General features: G+C 66.7%; 16 protein-coding genes. 10 read left to right on the top strand and 6 right to left on the bottom strand.

What is annotated here, in order from left to right:
* Positions 1–118 precede the first annotated feature (118 nt).
* The 3 genes from FRZ61_RS17575 to FRZ61_RS17565 form a co-directional block, all read right to left on the bottom strand.
* Positions 119–931, bottom strand: a complete 813-nt coding sequence (locus tag FRZ61_RS17575; protein WP_151118954.1) for a hypothetical protein — start codon at positions 929–931, stop codon at positions 119–121.
* A gap of 31 nt (positions 932–962) precedes the next feature.
* Complete coding sequence (locus FRZ61_RS17570; protein WP_151118953.1) at positions 963–1,745, bottom strand: glycosyltransferase family 2 protein; 783 nt, start codon at positions 1,743–1,745, stop codon at positions 963–965.
* Between the two features lie 252 nt (positions 1,746–1,997).
* A complete protein-coding gene (locus tag FRZ61_RS17565) occupies positions 1,998–2,204 on the bottom strand; it encodes a DUF3553 domain-containing protein (RefSeq protein WP_151120876.1) in 207 nt (68 codons plus the stop codon).
* A gap of 154 nt (positions 2,205–2,358) precedes the next feature.
* Here FRZ61_RS17565 and FRZ61_RS17560 point away from each other — a divergent pair, with 154 nt between their 5' ends.
* The 6 genes from FRZ61_RS17560 (at position 2,359) to FRZ61_RS17530 (ending at position 9,237) form a co-directional block, all read left to right on the top strand.
* Complete coding sequence (locus tag FRZ61_RS17560) at positions 2,359–3,009, top strand: histidine phosphotransferase family protein (RefSeq protein WP_191909084.1); 651 nt, start codon at positions 2,359–2,361, stop codon at positions 3,007–3,009.
* A 324-nt stretch (positions 3,010–3,333) separates the two neighbouring features.
* Complete coding sequence (locus tag FRZ61_RS17550) at positions 3,334–6,312, top strand: hybrid sensor histidine kinase/response regulator (RefSeq protein WP_225308868.1); 2,979 nt, start codon at positions 3,334–3,336, stop codon at positions 6,310–6,312.
* Positions 6,309–6,803 carry a chemotaxis protein CheW gene (locus FRZ61_RS17545; RefSeq protein ID WP_151118951.1) on the top strand — a complete coding sequence of 165 codons (495 nt, stop codon included), beginning with the start codon at positions 6,309–6,311 and terminating at the stop codon, positions 6,801–6,803. The genes FRZ61_RS17550 and FRZ61_RS17545 overlap by 4 nt, the downstream gene beginning before the upstream one ends.
* 58 nt (positions 6,804–6,861) lie before the next feature.
* Complete coding sequence (locus FRZ61_RS17540) at positions 6,862–7,227, top strand: response regulator (protein WP_151118950.1); 366 nt, start codon at positions 6,862–6,864, stop codon at positions 7,225–7,227.
* 22 nt (positions 7,228–7,249) lie between these two features.
* Positions 7,250–8,395, top strand: a complete 1,146-nt coding sequence (locus tag FRZ61_RS17535) for a protein-glutamate methylesterase/protein-glutamine glutaminase (RefSeq protein WP_151118949.1) — start codon at positions 7,250–7,252, stop codon at positions 8,393–8,395.
* A complete protein-coding gene (locus FRZ61_RS17530; RefSeq protein WP_151118948.1) occupies positions 8,392–9,237 on the top strand; it encodes a CheR family methyltransferase in 846 nt (281 codons plus the stop codon). Before FRZ61_RS17535 ends, FRZ61_RS17530 begins: the two co-directional genes overlap by 4 nt.
* A gap of 87 nt (positions 9,238–9,324) precedes the next feature.
* Here the strand turns inward: FRZ61_RS17530 and FRZ61_RS17525 are convergent, their stop codons facing one another.
* Positions 9,325–10,179, bottom strand: coding sequence for a VOC family protein (locus FRZ61_RS17525; protein ID WP_191909083.1), 855 nt, complete (start codon positions 10,177–10,179; stop codon positions 9,325–9,327).
* Between the two features lie 157 nt (positions 10,180–10,336).
* A complete protein-coding gene (gene ctrA, locus FRZ61_RS17520) occupies positions 10,337–11,062 on the bottom strand; it encodes a response regulator transcription factor CtrA (protein ID WP_151118946.1) in 726 nt (241 codons plus the stop codon).
* Between the two features lie 179 nt (positions 11,063–11,241).
* Between ctrA and fliI the strand changes: the two genes are divergently transcribed.
* Genes fliI through FRZ61_RS17505 form a run of 3 tightly spaced genes read left to right on the top strand, consistent with a single transcriptional unit; the run spans position 11,242 to position 13,361 of the window.
* Positions 11,242–12,699, top strand: coding sequence for a flagellar protein export ATPase FliI (fliI, locus tag FRZ61_RS17515; protein ID WP_151118945.1), 1,458 nt, complete (start codon positions 11,242–11,244; stop codon positions 12,697–12,699).
* Positions 12,696–13,115 (top strand): hypothetical protein, encoded by a 420-nt coding sequence (locus FRZ61_RS17510; protein ID WP_151118944.1) that lies wholly within the window; start codon positions 12,696–12,698, stop codon positions 13,113–13,115. The genes fliI and FRZ61_RS17510 overlap by 4 nt, the downstream gene beginning before the upstream one ends.
* A 9-nt stretch (positions 13,116–13,124) precedes the next feature.
* Positions 13,125–13,361 carry a hypothetical protein gene (locus tag FRZ61_RS17505; RefSeq protein ID WP_151118943.1) on the top strand — a complete coding sequence of 79 codons (237 nt, stop codon included), beginning with the start codon at positions 13,125–13,127 and terminating at the stop codon, positions 13,359–13,361.
* 7 nt (positions 13,362–13,368) lie between these two features.
* On the opposite strand, the gene FRZ61_RS17500 is transcribed toward FRZ61_RS17505, so the two are convergent.
* A complete protein-coding gene (locus FRZ61_RS17500; protein WP_191909082.1) occupies positions 13,369–13,806 on the bottom strand; it encodes a nuclear transport factor 2 family protein in 438 nt (145 codons plus the stop codon).
* A 138-nt stretch (positions 13,807–13,944) separates the two neighbouring features.
* On the opposite strand from FRZ61_RS17500, the gene FRZ61_RS17495 reads away from it, so the two are divergent.
* Entirely contained in the window at positions 13,945–14,400 is a 456-nt protein-coding gene (locus FRZ61_RS17495; RefSeq protein WP_151118941.1) for a hypothetical protein, read from the top strand.
* Positions 14,401–14,411: the final 11 nt, after the last annotated feature.

Below are 14,411 nucleotides of genomic sequence, written 5' to 3'. Positions count from 1 at the left end.
CCGGAAACGTGGCGGAACCGGTAAAAGGCGCTGTGGCCAATCTGTGGTGCGGCGGCGGCAGGGGCCTGCGAAAGCACGGAAAACCCACGATCCCGACGGCGCTTCAATCGGTCGCGCGTCATTCCGGCCGGGGATTTTGCGGCGGTGTTGCAAGCCCGCCACTGGTGCTGCTGTTGAGCTGGGTCACGAAGTTGCCGCGGAACGCATGGGTTCCGACATGATCGAGCTTGCTGGTGAGATCGACCCAGATCTCGCCGCCGGTGGCCGTCCAGCGCCGGCAGAAGAGATAGTCCTCGCTGAGATAGACCCGCGTCTCGGGATCGATCTCGCAATCGAAGAAGGCATAGAGATTGCCGGTCGGCTTCTGGCCGGGGCTGACGAAATGCGAATGCGCGTATTTGAGGTCGGGATAGGCGTCGCGCATGCGCTCGAGAACCGCGCGCCGGATCAGCATGAAGCCGGAGGCGCCATAGTCGGACCTGGCGAAGCCGTTCACGCCCTGCATCCGGGTCGTCGCGGCGGTGGGGTCCCGGCCGGACAGGGCATAGCGCAGGGCGGCCGTTTCGAGATTGGCCGGATTTCGTGCGGCGGTCGCGCGGACGCGCTCCCAGTCGATGGACTTCAGGGGGTAGACCCCGCAGACCACGTCGCGGTCGAAATCGAGCATCCGGAAGACCTGGGCGGAGGCGAAGCCGATATCGGCGTCGAGAAAGAAGAGGTGGGTGAATTCCGGGCGGTCGAGGAAGCTGGCGACGATGGTGTTGCGGCCGCGCGGGATCAGGCTCTCGCCGGCGAGCGTCATCAGCTCGATGCCGATACCGCGGCGGTCGCAGCTCTTCTGCAGGTCCAGGAGCGAGAGAAGGAAGGCCGAGGTCAGGTTCCCGCCATAGCAGGGGGTGCCGACGAGGATGTTGATGCGTTGGGGGGCCATGCGCTGTCGTCCTGCTGGCTGAACGCCGTCGTCACGGTTTCGGGCGGGCGGTTTCGATCTGGGTCTTGAAGTCGCCGTGGAAGGTGAGGCTGCCGATATGGTCGAGGCGGCTGGTCAGATCCACCCAGATCTCGCCGCCGAGCGCCCGCCAGCGCCGGCAGAAGCCGTAATCCTCGCCGTAATAGATCTTGGTCTCGGGGTCGATCTCGCAGTCGAACAGCGCGTAGGTCGAGCGGGGCTTGCTGAGGGTGACCGAGCCCATGCCGCCGGACATGCCGCATTCGAGCTCCGGATGAGCATCGCGCAGCCGCTCCAGCACCTGGCGCTTGATCAGCATGAAGCCGGTGCCGGCATAGTCCGTGCGGGCGAAGCCTTGCACGCTCCTGATCTGCTCGGCAGCGACGCCGGGCTTGCTGCCGCGCAGGATGTAGATGAGGGACGAGGCCTCGAGATCCTCCACCCCGCGCGCCGCGTTGGCGCGGATCCGCTCCCAGTCCATGACCTTGGCCGGGCAGACGCCGCAAACCACGTCGCGGTCGAAATCCAGCATGCGCAGCACCTGCTCCGGTCGCCAGCCGGTATCGGCGTCGATGAAGAACAGGTGGGTGAAGTCGGGGTTGCCGAGCATGTAGCCGACGATGGTATTCCGGCCGCGCGTGATCAGGCTCTCGCCCGAGAGCAGCATCAGCTCGAGGGCGATGCCGCGCTTGTCGCAGGCGCGCTGGGTATCCAGCAGGGAATGGACGAAGCCGTTGGTGACGATGCCGCCATAGCAGGGCGTGCCGATCATCACCTTGAGCGAACCGGTCGACATTCGAGCGCCTCCCTGCGCAGATCCAGGTCACGAAGACCGGCCGATATCCCCGGCAAGGTACCGGGTCGAGCCGATTCGGCCCAAGTTTGTCTTGGCCCCTGGGAGCAGCGTCGCCGGCCTTGCTCCTTCGCCGGTCCGCCGCCGCCCCGTCCGCCCGGCGGTCCGCGCCGGGAAGTCGGGCAGGACGGCGCGGCCCAAACCTGATTCAGGGATTTCACAGTTGGGTTAATGTCTCGGTAAGGATTGGCGGCGCTATCTGTCGAAGCGAGCGCGTTCGGGTCCGTCTGAGTCGAGCCCTGCCGGGGCGAGGCTGACAATGGCCGAATTGATCAGCAGCTTGCCGGCATGTTCGAAATTGACGGTGATCCGATTGCCGACGACCGATTGGATCTGGCCCAGGCCCCAATCCGGATGCTCCGGATGGCGCACCCAGGCTCCGGGCGTCAGGTTGTCGGCCATCGTCATCGGTTGCCGCCTTTCGGCTGGGGCCCTACGACCCTGGATCGTATAGGAAATTCGGACGAGAGCCAAAGCGCGAAAGAACAACGGACAGGGCAAGGAAGACGACATGCTGGCGCAATCCATCCAGAGCCAACCGCGAGCGAGCGACCCCATGACGACGCAACCCGTTTCGGTCAACGAATTCACGGTCGCCGACTTCCTCGCCTCGCGCCTCTGTCATGATCTGGTGGGACCGATCAGCGCCGTCGCCAACGGGCTGGAGCTCCTGTCCGAAAGCCCTCAGATGGAAGAGGAGGCGGTGAGCCTCGCCCGGCGCTCGGCCGCGCGCGCGACCGCCCTGGTGCAATATTTCCGTCTCGCCTTCGGCAATGCCGGCAATCAGATCGTGCGTCCGCAGGAAGCGCAGGCGGCCGCGCAAGGGTTGTTCCAGGATGGCCGCGTGAAGCTCGACTGGTCGACCACGCCCGAGACGTTGGCGCTGCCTGCCGGCGCCGGCAAGCTGCTGCTCAACATGATTCTGCTGGCCGCCGACGCGCTGCCCCGCGGCGGGCGCATCCAGGCCCAGACCGTGGGCGAGGGAAGCGCCATCCGCTTCTCGGTCCGGGCGATCGGTACCGATGCCAAGCTCAGCGACGACGAGGCGACGGCGCTCGCGGCGGTGACGCCGCCGGGCGACCTGACGCCGCGTACCGTCCAGGCCTATCTCGCCGGACGGCTGGCGGTCCGTTTCGGTGCGAACCTGAAGCCGCAGGCGTCGGCGCCCGGCGAGGTGCTGTTCGAAGCCAGGATCGCGGCGGCCTGAGGCTTTCTTCCTAGCGGATCCGAAGCCCGCGCCCGGACGGGATTGCCCGGCGCGGGCTTCGTCGTTTGAGTTCGAGGTCTTCGCCGGCCGCGCCCCCGCGGCCGAAGACCGCGAAGCGGCGGCTTTTCCTGCTTTGTCCGCGATTTGCGCCGGCCTTCTCGCAAGTCTCCCGAACCCGCCGCCAGTTCAAGCCTTTATGGGTTTTTAAGCAGTTTCTGGGACCGTTGCCGATGGCTGGCGGCGGGCTCTTCGCGGGCGAAGGCCTCGGCAGCGCCAGACTTGTCGACCTCGAATTATTCGGGGCCATCTGAAGGGCGCTTTCTCATGGACGATTTGCTGCGCGAATTTCTGACCGAAACCGCCGAGAGCCTCGCCGTTCTCGATGTCGAGCTGGTCAAGCTCGAGCAGAACCCGAACGACCCCGAGCTCCTGGGCAATATTTTCCGCCTGGTTCACACCATCAAGGGCACCTGCGGCTTCATCGGCTTGCCGCGGCTCGAGCGCGTCGCCCATGCCGGCGAGAACGTGCTGGGCAAGGTGCGCGATGGCGAGCTCGAGGTGACGCCCGAGGCGGTGTCGCTCATTCTCGAATGTCTCGATCGCGTGCGCTCGCTGACGGCCGCCCTCGAAGAGGCCGGGGCCGAGCCCGAAGGCGATGACAGCGATCTCATCCAGCGGCTCAATGCGCTGGCCGATGGCGTCGCGGCGGCCAAGCCCGCCGCGAAGCCGGCCAAGGCCGAGGCGAAGAAGAAGCCCGAGCCCAAGCCCCAGCCGCAGCCCGAACCGCAGGCGGCCAAGACCGGCTCGCTCTATGACCGCGTCGGCGGCATGTCGGTGATCGATTCCGTGGTCGAGGTGTTCGTGGGCCGGGTTGCCGCCGACGAGCGCCTCAAGGTGTTTTTCGAGGGCTGCAACCTCGATGTGCTGCAGGGCAGTCTGCGCGAGTTCTTCTCGAACAAGTTCGGCGGTCCCGACAGCTACAAGGGTCCGGGCCTGCCCGAGGCCAAGCGCGTCCTCTTCGAGCGCGGCCTGACCGACAGCCTCTGCGACGCGGCCTTCGGCCATGTCGAGGCCTCGCTGACGACGCTCGAGGTCCCTGCCGCCGCTCGCGCCGAGATCCTGACGATCCTGGCGGGCCTGCGCGACGAGCTGGTCGAGGCCGAAGCCGCGCCGGCGCCCGCGCCCAAGGCGAAGACCCCGGCCAAGCCGGCCGCGGCCAAGGCCGACGGCGACGGCGACGAGAAGAAGGAATCCGCCGTCGCGCAGCAGTCGATCCGCGTCAATGTCGATCTGCTCGAGAACCTGATGACCATGGTCAGCGAGCTGGTGCTGACCCGCAACCAGGTGCTCCAGATCCTGCGCACGCAGAAGGACAGCCCCTTCGCCGCCCCGCTGCAGCGCCTCAATCACGTCACTTCCGAGCTCCAGGAAGGCGTGATGAAGACCCGCATGCAGCCGATCGGCAACGCCTGGTCGAAGCTGCCGCGCCTGGTGCGCGATCTTTCGCTGGAATGCCACAAGAAGATCGACCTGGTGATGCTGGGCGCCGAGACCGAGCTCGATCGCCAGGTGCTCGAGATGATCAAGGATCCGCTGACGCACATGGTGCGCAACTCGGCGGATCACGGGCTCGAGACGCCGGACGAGCGCCGGCGCATCGGCAAGCCCGAGACCGGCAAGATCACCCTCAACGCCTATCACGAGGGCGGCCACATCATCATCGAGATCGCCGACGACGGCAAAGGCCTGTCGACGGAGAAGATCAAGGCCAAGGCCCTCCAGAACGGTCTCGCCTCCGAGTCCGAGCTGGCCGAGATGAGCCTGCAGCAGATCCAGCAGTTCATCTTCAAGGCCGGCTTCTCCACCGCCGCCAAGGTGACCAGCGTCTCCGGTCGCGGCGTCGGCATGGACGTGGTCCGCACCAATATCGAGAAGATCGGCGGCACCATCGAGATGCGCTCGACGGAAGGCGCGGGCACCACCTTCGTCATCAAGATCCCGCTGACGCTCGCGATCGTCTCCGCCCTCATCGTCGAGTGCGCCGGCGAGCGCTTCGCGATCCCGCAGATCAGCGTGGTCGAGCTGGTCCGCGCCGCCGCGAACTCCGACACGACGGTCGAGCAGATCAAGGACACGCCGGTCCTGCGCCTGCGCAACCGCCTGCTGCCGCTGGTGTCGCTGCGCAAGCTGCTCAAGCTCGACAGCAACGACGAGCAGCCCGGCCAGGGCAGCTTCATCGTGGTGGCCCAGGTCGGCACCTACTCCTTCGGCATCATGGTCGATCGCGTGTTCGACACCGAGGAAATCGTGGTGAAGCCGGTGGCGCCGATCCTGCGCGACATCTCGATGTTCTCCGGCAACACCATCCTCGGCGACGGCAGCGTGATCATGATCCTCGACCCGAACGGCATCGCCTCGGCGTCGGGCCAGATCAACGCCACCCACGGCGAGACCGCGGAGCAGCAGCAGGTGCGCGACGGCCGCAGCGGCGAGAAGGTGCCGCTGATCCTGTTCCGCGCCGGCAATGCCGCGCCGAAGGCCGTGCCGCTGGCCCTCGTGGCCCGTCTCGAGGAGATCGACCGCAAGACGATCGAGCGCTCGAACGACCGCCATGTGGTGCAGTATCGCGGCCAGCTCATGCCGCTGGTGGCGATGGTGGAAGGCACCCAGATGCCGGCCGAGGGCCGCCAGCCCGTGCTGGTGTTCTCGGACCGCCAGCGTTCGATGGGCCTCCTGGTGGACGAGATCGTGGATATCGTCGAGGACCGGCTCGAGGTCGAGCTGTCGTCGGCGACCCAGGGCCGCCTCGGCAGCGCCATCGTGGCCGGCAAGGCCACCGACATCATCGATACCGGCTATTACCTGACCCAGGCGTTCGCCGACTGGTTCGGCGACAAGAACGCCGTGTTCGGCGAGGAGACCAGCAAGCGCCTGCTGCTGGTCGACGACAGCCCGTTCTTCCGCAACCTGATCGCGCCGCTGCTCTCTTCGGCGGGCTACGAGGTCCAGACCGCCTCCAGCGCCGACCAGGCGCTCAAGATCTGCGATCAGGGCGGTCAGTTCGATGTCATCATCAGCGACATCGAGATGCCCGGCATGAGCGGCTTCGAATTCGCCGAGACGCTGAAGAAGAACGACCGCTGGCGCGACACGCCGCTGGTCGCTCTCTCCTCCCACTCCTCGCCCAAGGACATCGCCCGCGGCCGCAAGGTCGGGTTTGACGACTATGTCGCCAAGTTCGACCGCGATGCGCTGCTGCAGACGCTGTCCGAGGCCTTCTCCGAGCTCAAGGGTGCCGCATGACCGCCGTCGACAACGCCGCCGCCGCGAAAACCTCCGTCCGCAGCAGCGGCGAGGAGCAGCACGATTTCGTCTCCTTCACCGTCGCCGGCCAGCTGTTCGGCATCCCGGTCCTGAAGGTGCAGGACGTGCTGGGTCCGCAGCGCATCACCCGCATCCCGCTGGCGCCGCGCGAGGTGGCCGGCTCGCTCAACCTGCGCGGCCGCATCGTGACGGCGATCGATCTGCGCCTGCGCCTCGGTCTCGACCGGCGCGACAAGGGCCAGACTTCGATGAGCATCGTGGTCGAGCATCATGGCGAGCTCTACAGCCTGATCGTGGATTCGGTGGGCGAGGTGCTGAGCCTCGATGCGGCCTCCTACGAGCGCAACCCGCCGACGCTGGATCCGCGCTGGCGCGATTTCTCGGACGGCATCTACCGGCTCAACGGCTCGCTGCTGGTCGTGCTGGACGTGTCCCAGCTGCTGCAATTCGCCAAATCGGAAGCGGCCTGACCTGAAACCCGGGGGGAACCGGGCCGTTTCGCCCGACAGGGGTGTGTAGGAGAAGAACATGAAGCGCTGTCTGGTCGTGGACGATTCCAAGGTCGTCCGAATGGTCGCGCGGAAGATCCTCGAGAGCCTGAATTTCCAGATCGAGGAGGCCGAGAACGGCCAGGCCGCGATGGACATCTGCAAGCGCGCCATGCCCGACGCGATCCTGCTGGACTGGAACATGCCGGTGATGAACGGCATGGACTTCCTCAAGGGTCTCCGGCGCATGGACGGCTCGAAGCAGCCGGTCGTGGTGTTCTGCACCACCGAGAACGACCTGAAGCATATCCAGGAAGCGATCACGGCGGGCGCCGACGAATACATCATGAAGCCCTTCGACAGCGAGATCATCGAGTCGAAGTTCAATCAGGTCGGCCTTCTCTAGAACCCGAGCGCTCGGCAGATCAATGTCAGTGAATACCCAACTCGCGCCCACGGCTGACGTCGGCCCGCAACCCGTGCGGGTCATGGTCGTGGACGATTCGGCCGTGATCCGCGGACTGATTTCCAAGGCCCTCGAGGCCGATCCGGCCATCAAGGTCATGCATTCCGCCAGCAACGGCCAGATGGCGGTCGACATCGTCCAGCGCTCGAACGTCGAGGTCGTGGTGCTGGATGTCGAGATGCCGGTGATGGACGGGCTCACCGCCCTGCCGAAGCTCCTGGCGGCCAAGCCCGGCCTCCAGGTGGTGATGGCCTCGACCCTCACCCGGCGCAATGCCGATATCAGCCTGCAGGCCCTGGCGGCGGGTGCCGCCGACTACGTGGCCAAGCCCAGCTCCTCGGAGCTGGTGTCGGCCGAGGCCTTCAAGCGCGAGCTGACCGCCAAGGTGAAGGCCCTGGGCCAGGCCTATCGGCGCAAGCATCCGGACAGCGCGACGGCGGCTCCCACCCTGGTCCGCCGCAGCGTCGCGCCCGCGGCACCGGCAGGCCCTCCGGCCCCGATCAAGCTGCGCGCCGAGGCGACGCTCCAGCCGGAGATCCTGGCGATCGGCAGCTCCACCGGCGGTCCGCAGGCCCTCTTCAAGGTGCTGGGCGGGCTCGGCGGCAAGGCCGAGCTGCCGATCCTGGTGACCCAGCATATGCCGGCCACCTTCACCGCGATCCTGGCCGAGCATATCGCCCAGGCGAGCAAGATTCCGACCGCCGAGGCGCGCGATGGCGAGCCGGTCCTGCGCGGCCGCATCTATGTGGCGCCCGGCGACATCCACATGACGGTCGCGATCGAGGACGGGCGGAAGGTCATCCGCCTGGTCAAGAGCGCGCCCGAGAATTTCTGCCGCCCGGCCGTGGATCCGATGCTGCGCAGCGTGGCTGCCGCCTATGGCGCCCGCACGATGGTGTTGATCCTCACCGGCATGGGTTCCGACGGTCAGAAGGGTTCCGCGACCGTGGTCGCCGCCGGCGGCACGGTCGTGGCCCAGGACGAGGCTTCCAGTGTGGTCTGGGGCATGCCCGGCGCCGTGGCGAAAGCCGGGCTTTGCAGCGCCGTGTTGCCGCTGCCCGAGATCGCTCCCTATCTGCGACGGCTCGCAATGAGGTCTGCAGCATGAACCGCGACGATTTCGACATGATCTGCCGGCTGCTGCGCCAACGCTCGGGATTGGTGCTCTCGCCGGACAAGGCCTATCTGATGGAGAGCCGCCTCCTCCCGGTGGCGCGCAAGTGGAAGCTCGCCGGGTTCGAGGACCTGGTGAAGTCGATCCGCTCCAAGCCGGACGAGGCGCTGATCCGCGACGTGGTCGAGGCCATGACCACGAACGAGTCCTTCTTCTTCCGCGACATCAAGCCGTTCGAGCAGTTCAAGGAGCTGGTGCTGCCGGCGATGCTCAAGAGCCGCAGCGGCCAGCGCCGCCTGCGGATCTGGAGCGCCGCCTGCTCCTCCGGCCAGGAACCCTATTCGCTCGCCATGATCCTCTCGGAGATGGCGGCCCAGCTCGCGGGCTGGACCTTCGAGATCGTCGCGACCGACCTTTCGACCGAGATCCTGACCCGCGCCAAGGAAGGCGTCTATTCGCAGTTCGAGGTGCAGCGCGGCCTGCCGGTGACGCTTCTGGTCAAGTATTTCAGCCAGTCCGGCGATCGCTGGCAGATCAGCCCCAAGATCCGCTCGATGGTCGATTACCGCGAGTTCAACCTCCTGACCGATCCCACGCCGCTGGGGCGCTTCGACGTGGTCTTCTGCCGCAACGTGCTGATCTATTTCGACCAGGAGACCAAGGCCAAGGTGCTCGAGCGCATCGCGGGCCTGATGCCCGAGGACGGGTTCCTGTTCCTCGGCGGCGCCGAGACGGTGCTGGGCCTGACCGAGCGCTTCAAGCTCATCAACGGGCAGCGCGGCATCTATGGCGTGGTCCCGAAGGCCGGTCAGACGCGCATGGCCGCCGCCGGGTGAGACCCGGCCGGCATCGAAAAATGGCGGTTTGAGATCGAAACGGCGCCCGAAGGGGCGCCGTTTTCGCTTTTGGGGGCTTGCCGGCGATTATCGCCGCGTCGATCGCGCGAAGGCGAGGGCGAGACCGAAGGCCTTTCCGGGCGGGACGATATGGCGGTCGCCGCGCCGGGCGATGCCGCGCCGCGCGATCGGCTCGAGGCTTTGGCAGCCGACGACGAGAGCCGCCAGATGCGGACCGTCCTGGGGATGCGGGGGCGCCAGGCCGAAGGCCTGCTCGAATTCCCGCGGCGAGGCGAGTACGACCGAGCCGGTCGGCGTCGGGAAATCGATGCGACCGGAACCCTGTGCGGTCCCGTCGCCGCCCATGAACTTGCCGAGGAAAGGCCTGATTGCGTCCGGCCTTTCGCAGGCGATCCAGACCTCCTCGATGTTCGTCGCGCTGTTGGCGTGCTTCAGATATTGCGGCTGTTCGTAATAGTCGGGCCGGAAATGCTGGCAGGCGAACATGCCGATCCAGGGCAGGGCGGGATCGCTGACGAAGGCGATGGTGAAGCCGACCCGCACGTCCTCGCCGCCGGGCAGCGTCGCCATCCGCGAGAAATCGAAAGGTTCGTAAGCGTGCAGGCCCGCCGCCTGCCAGGCCTTGCGGTCGGCATGGGCATCGGGCGTGCCGAGCACGAAGGCCGAGAAGCCCTCATGGCGCGCGAGATAGTCGCGATGGAAGGCGGAGAAGGAGAATTGCCGGTCGCCATGCTCGATGACGTCCTGCGCCCTCGTCACGGCGAGGAGCTCCAGATAGGCGCCATGGAGCTGGATCACGTGGTTGGCGGTCCCGAAGGGATGCTGGCCGCGCGGCGCGACCGTGAAGCCCAGATCCTGGTAGGCCGCGCGCATCGCTTCGAGGTCATGGCCCGCGAGCACGAGGTGATTGATGGGGCGCATGGCGACGGCCTCTTCGTCAGGGAGCGGGGCTGGGAACATTAACGGCATTCGCCGCCGCCGCGAAGCGATCAGCCGCCGCAGGCCCTCGCGCGCAAAGCAAAACGGCGCCCCTTGGGGGCGCCGTTCTGCATTCTGGCAACAGAGGTTTGCGTCGGGATCAGGCGCTCGCCGCCGCCGGGCGGCGCGCCATGGCCTCGTTGGCGGGCTCCACCGGATCGCGCAGCACATAGCCGCGGCCCCAGACGGTCTCGATATAGTTGTCGCCGCCGGTCGCCGCCGAGAGCTTCTTGCGCAGCTTGCAGACGAACACGTCGATGATCTTGAGCTCGGGCTCGTCCATGCCGCCATAGAGATGGTTGAGGAACATCTCCTTGGTGAGCGTCGTGCCCTTGCGCAGGGACAGGAGCTCCAGGATGCCGTATTCCTTGCCGGTGAGATGCAGCGGTTGGGCCTCGACCTCGACGGTGCGGGTGTCGAGATTGACCTTGAGCTTGCCGGTGATGATGACGGAATCGCTGTGGCCGCGGGAGCGGCGGACGATCGCCTGGATTCTGGCGATCAGTTCACGTTTGTCGAAGGGCTTGGTGAGATAGTCGTCGGCGCCGAAGCCCAGGCCCTTGATCTTGTTGTCGAGCTCGCCGAGGCCCGAAAGGATCAGGATCGGCGTGTTGACGCGCGCGGCGCGCAGCCGCCGCAGGACTTCATAACCCTCTATGTCGGGCAGCATGAGGTCCAGAAGGATAATGTCGTAGTCATAAAGCTTACCGATCTCGAGCCCATCCTCGCCCATGTCGGTAGCATCGACGACGAAGCCCTCGGACTTCAGCATGAGCTGAATCGATTGGGCCACTGTGGTGTCGTCTTCGATCAGGAGAACGCGCATAGGTAGCCTCTGTCGCCGTTGAGACCAAGTTAACCTATTAACCAATGTGGCGCGAGTTTATTAACAATTCCTAAAAGGGGAGCGGCTGGCTGTGATTTTCTACAAGCGGTCCCGCGGCCCCGATTCACCGATGCTTAGGAATGAATCGGCATAATCCGACTAACCATCGGATTTAGCGAATGAATTCCCAAAGTTTCGCGGCCGGGACCGGCGCTGCCGACCTGAGCTACCTCCTTGATGAAATTGCGCGATTGCCCTCGGCCCGGCTCTACGGGCGGGTGGCATCGCTCCTGGGCATGCTGGTCGAGGTGGGGGGGATCGCCCGCCATCTTTCGGTCGGCGCGCGCTGCGATCTGCTGGGCCAGGCCGGCCGGCGGGTGCCCTGCGAGGTGGTCGGTTTCCGCAACGACCGGGCGCTGGCGATGGCCTTCGGCGGGCTGGAGGGGATCGGGCTCGGCTGCAAGGTCGAGCTGGCCGATGCCGACCCCGTCATCCGCCCGGCGCCCAGCTGGCTGGGCCGGGTCATCAACGCCTTCGGCGAGCCGATCGACGGCAAGGGGCCGCTCCTGCCGGGCGCCCGTGGCTATCCCCTGCGCGCCTCGCCGCCGCCGGCCCACGCCCGCAAGCGGGTGGCCGGCAAGGTCGATCTGGGCGTCAAGGCGATCAACACCTTCCTGACCTGCTGCCGCGGCCAGCGCATGGGCATCTTCGCCGGCTCGGGCGTGGGCAAGTCTGTTCTTCTCTCCATGATGGCGCGCTACACCACGGCCGACGTGAACGTGATCGGGCTGATTGGCGAGCGCGGCCGCGAGGTCCAGGAGTTCCTCGAGGACGATCTGGGGCCCGAGGGCCTGGCGCGCTCGCTGGTGGTGGTGGCGACCTCGGACGAGCCGCCTTTGATGCGCCGCCAGGCCGCCCACCTGACGCTGGCCATGGCCGAGTTCTTCCGCGACCAGGGCAACGACGTGCTCTGCCTCATGGACAGCGTGACCCGTTTCGCCATGGCGATGCGCGAGATCGGCCTCAGCGCCGGCGAGCCGCCGGCCTCCAAGGGCTACACCCCCTCGGTCTTCGCCGAGCTGCCGCGCCTGCTGGAGCGCGCCGGCCCCGGCACGGGCACCGGCAGCATCACGGGCCTCTTCACCGTGCTGGTGGAGGGCGACGATCATAACGAGCCGATCGCCGACGCGGTGCGCGGCATCCTCGACGGCCATATCGTGCTCGACCGCAACATCGCCGCGCGCGGCCGCTACCCGGCGGTCGACATCCTGCGCAGCCTGTCGCGCACCATGCCGGGCTGCAACAGCGACGAGGAGAACGCCGTCGTCAGCAAGGCGCGCCGGCTGATGGCGACCTACGAGAACATGGCCGAGCTGATCCGGCTCGGCGCCTACCGCGCCGGGAGCGACCCCGAGGTGGACGAGGCGATCCGCTATCACGACCAGCTCGAGGCCTTCCTGAAGCAGGGCAAGACCGAGAAGGCGAGCCTCGCCGGCTGCTATCGCGCGCTCGACGAGATCCTCGCGGTCAAGGCGGCGCCCGCCGCACCGGCCGCCGCCCCCGCGGCGAACGCCGCGCCGGCGGCCAAGCCCGCCGCTAAATCCGCGGCCAAGCCGGCCGGGGCGAGGGCCGCATGAGCGCGCTCGATCAACTGGTTCGGCTCCATCGCTGGCGCCTCGAGGAAGAGCGCCGCAAGATGGCGGAGCTGCAGCGCCTGGCCGAGCGGCTGACCGACCAGATCAAGACGCTCGACGAATCGCTCGAGCGCGAGGCGGTCGCGGTCAAGGAAAACAAGACGCTGGAGATGGCGCGCGCCTTCGCCGCCTTCGCCGATCTCGCCCGGCTGCGGCGCGAGAAGCTGGCGCGCTCGCAGACCGACGTCAATCTCCGCATCGAGCAGGCGCGCGAAAGCGTGCTCGAGACCTACCGCGAGCTCGAGAAATACGAGCAGGCGCACAAGACCCGCGAGGACCGCAAGCAGGCCGATATCCGCCGGCGCGAGCGCATCCGCGAGGACGAGATCGGCATGGACCTGCATCGGCGCCGGCGATAGGAGCGGACGATGCTGCCGCGGACCTTCTGGGGTGGTGTGATCGAGCTGGCGCGATGGCCCTTCTCGATCGCGTTCGGCTGGTGGGGCATCGGGCTGGTCCTGCTGGCGTTCCAGACCCCGGGCCCGCCCACCGACGGGCCCCGCGCGATCCTGGCTTTGCCGCTGGGCCTGATCCTGGTGGGCGTCGGGGGGCTGATCTTCCTCCAGCTCGGCCGCGCGAAGCGCGCTTTGCTGCGGCCGCACTGACGCCCGGTCAAGCCGCGAAGGGCGGCAGCGGCTTCATCGTCAACGTCAATCGCTCGAAATACCAGCGCCCCTCGATCCGCCGGCAGTGGTCGAGATAGCGGCCGGCCGAGGCCGTGCTCCTCCCGTCCCTGCCGACCTTGACCAGCCAGAGATACCAGCCGCAGACCGCCCGGTCGCCCGAGACCTCGATGACCGGATTGAGGCAATAGTGACAGGCCCGGTCGACCGAGAACTTGACCGAGGTGAAGGTGGTGCGGATCGCGGCGCGACCTTCATAGCGGCCGAGCTCTCCGCTGTCCCAGACCCCGTCTTCCATGAAGAGCGCGGCGACGGCATCGGCGTCGTAATTGTCATCGGCTGCCGCGCAGTAGCGATATTTGAGCTGACGCAGGGCCTCGATATCCTCGAGCCGCGCGAGACGCTGGACGATGTCCTCTTCCGTCACGGATCGCCTCCCGTCCTGAAGCCCCAAGCCGATAGCGACTATCTTTCCGTGATCGGCCGGTGCGGAGGCTCTGTCCATTGACCAGCCTTGAGAAACCGGCGTTGCCGGACGGCGCCCCATGGATGGAGAGCGCGGCTTATGGTAGAAGCCGGCATGAAATTCTCTCGTCCGAAGCCGATATGGGGATGGCTGCTGCTGTCCGCGTTCTGGGCAGCGGACGCTTGGCTGTTCTTCCAGCTTCTGCTTTCTGCCGGTGTGCGGCCCGCTGTCTATGGTGCCGCGTTTGGCCTTTGTGTGCTGGGCTTCTTCCTGGCGCCCTTTCTTTTGCTGCCGCGCTCATGGGCCAACCTGATGTCGGGCTTCGCGATGCTGGCCCTGAGCGGGTTCTATCTCTTGATGGCGAAAGTCACCTCGGGACCGCCGCTCTTTCTGCTGTTCGCCCCGCCGCTGATGGCCGCCCTGCTGCTGGGAACGGCTTTCATGCGGCTTTCCGTGCGGGGCAAGGTCATCGCCACAATTGGGTTGGCGCTGTGCGGTTGGACCTTGATCGAGGGAATATTGGCAACGCTGGATAGTCGTGGGCCACAGCTCTGACTGTTCACTCG

It is taken from the genome of Hypericibacter adhaerens (assembly GCF_008728835.1).
Taxonomy (GTDB): Bacteria; Pseudomonadota; Alphaproteobacteria; order Dongiales; family Dongiaceae; genus Hypericibacter; species Hypericibacter adhaerens.
Note: the sequence above shows the minus strand (reverse complement) of the source record. Positions and strands in the feature narration are given on the sequence as shown.

Excerpts from the sequence above, each read along its gene's own strand:
- FRZ61_RS17530 (WP_151118948.1), top strand. The coding sequence starts at position 8,392 with ATGAACCGCGACGATTTCGACATGATCTGCCGGCTGCTGCGCCAACGC.
- FRZ61_RS17505 (WP_151118943.1), top strand. The coding sequence starts at position 13,125 with ATGCTGCCGCGGACCTTCTGGGGTGGTGTGATCGAGCTGGCGCGATGG.
- FRZ61_RS17545 (WP_151118951.1), top strand. The coding sequence starts at position 6,309 with ATGACCGCCGTCGACAACGCCGCCGCCGCGAAAACCTCCGTCCGCAGC.
- ctrA (WP_151118946.1), bottom strand. The coding sequence starts at position 11,062 with ATGCGCGTTCTCCTGATCGAAGACGACACCACAGTGGCCCAATCGATT.
- FRZ61_RS17575 (WP_151118954.1), bottom strand. The coding sequence starts at position 931 with ATGGCCCCCCAACGCATCAACATCCTCGTCGGCACCCCCTGCTATGGC.
- FRZ61_RS17560 (WP_191909084.1), top strand. The coding sequence starts at position 2,359 with ATGACGACGCAACCCGTTTCGGTCAACGAATTCACGGTCGCCGACTTC.
- FRZ61_RS17570 (WP_151118953.1), bottom strand. The coding sequence starts at position 1,745 with ATGTCGACCGGTTCGCTCAAGGTGATGATCGGCACGCCCTGCTATGGC.
- FRZ61_RS17565 (WP_151120876.1), bottom strand. The coding sequence starts at position 2,204 with ATGGCCGACAACCTGACGCCCGGAGCCTGGGTGCGCCATCCGGAGCAT.
- fliI (WP_151118945.1), top strand. The coding sequence starts at position 11,242 with ATGAATTCCCAAAGTTTCGCGGCCGGGACCGGCGCTGCCGACCTGAGC.
- FRZ61_RS17510 (WP_151118944.1), top strand. The coding sequence starts at position 12,696 with ATGAGCGCGCTCGATCAACTGGTTCGGCTCCATCGCTGGCGCCTCGAG.
- FRZ61_RS17540 (WP_151118950.1), top strand. The coding sequence starts at position 6,862 with ATGAAGCGCTGTCTGGTCGTGGACGATTCCAAGGTCGTCCGAATGGTC.
- FRZ61_RS17535 (WP_151118949.1), top strand. The coding sequence starts at position 7,250 with ATGTCAGTGAATACCCAACTCGCGCCCACGGCTGACGTCGGCCCGCAA.
- FRZ61_RS17550 (WP_225308868.1), top strand. The coding sequence starts at position 3,334 with ATGGACGATTTGCTGCGCGAATTTCTGACCGAAACCGCCGAGAGCCTC.
- FRZ61_RS17495 (WP_151118941.1), top strand. The coding sequence starts at position 13,945 with ATGGTAGAAGCCGGCATGAAATTCTCTCGTCCGAAGCCGATATGGGGA.
- FRZ61_RS17525 (WP_191909083.1), bottom strand. The coding sequence starts at position 10,179 with ATGCGCCCCATCAATCACCTCGTGCTCGCGGGCCATGACCTCGAAGCG.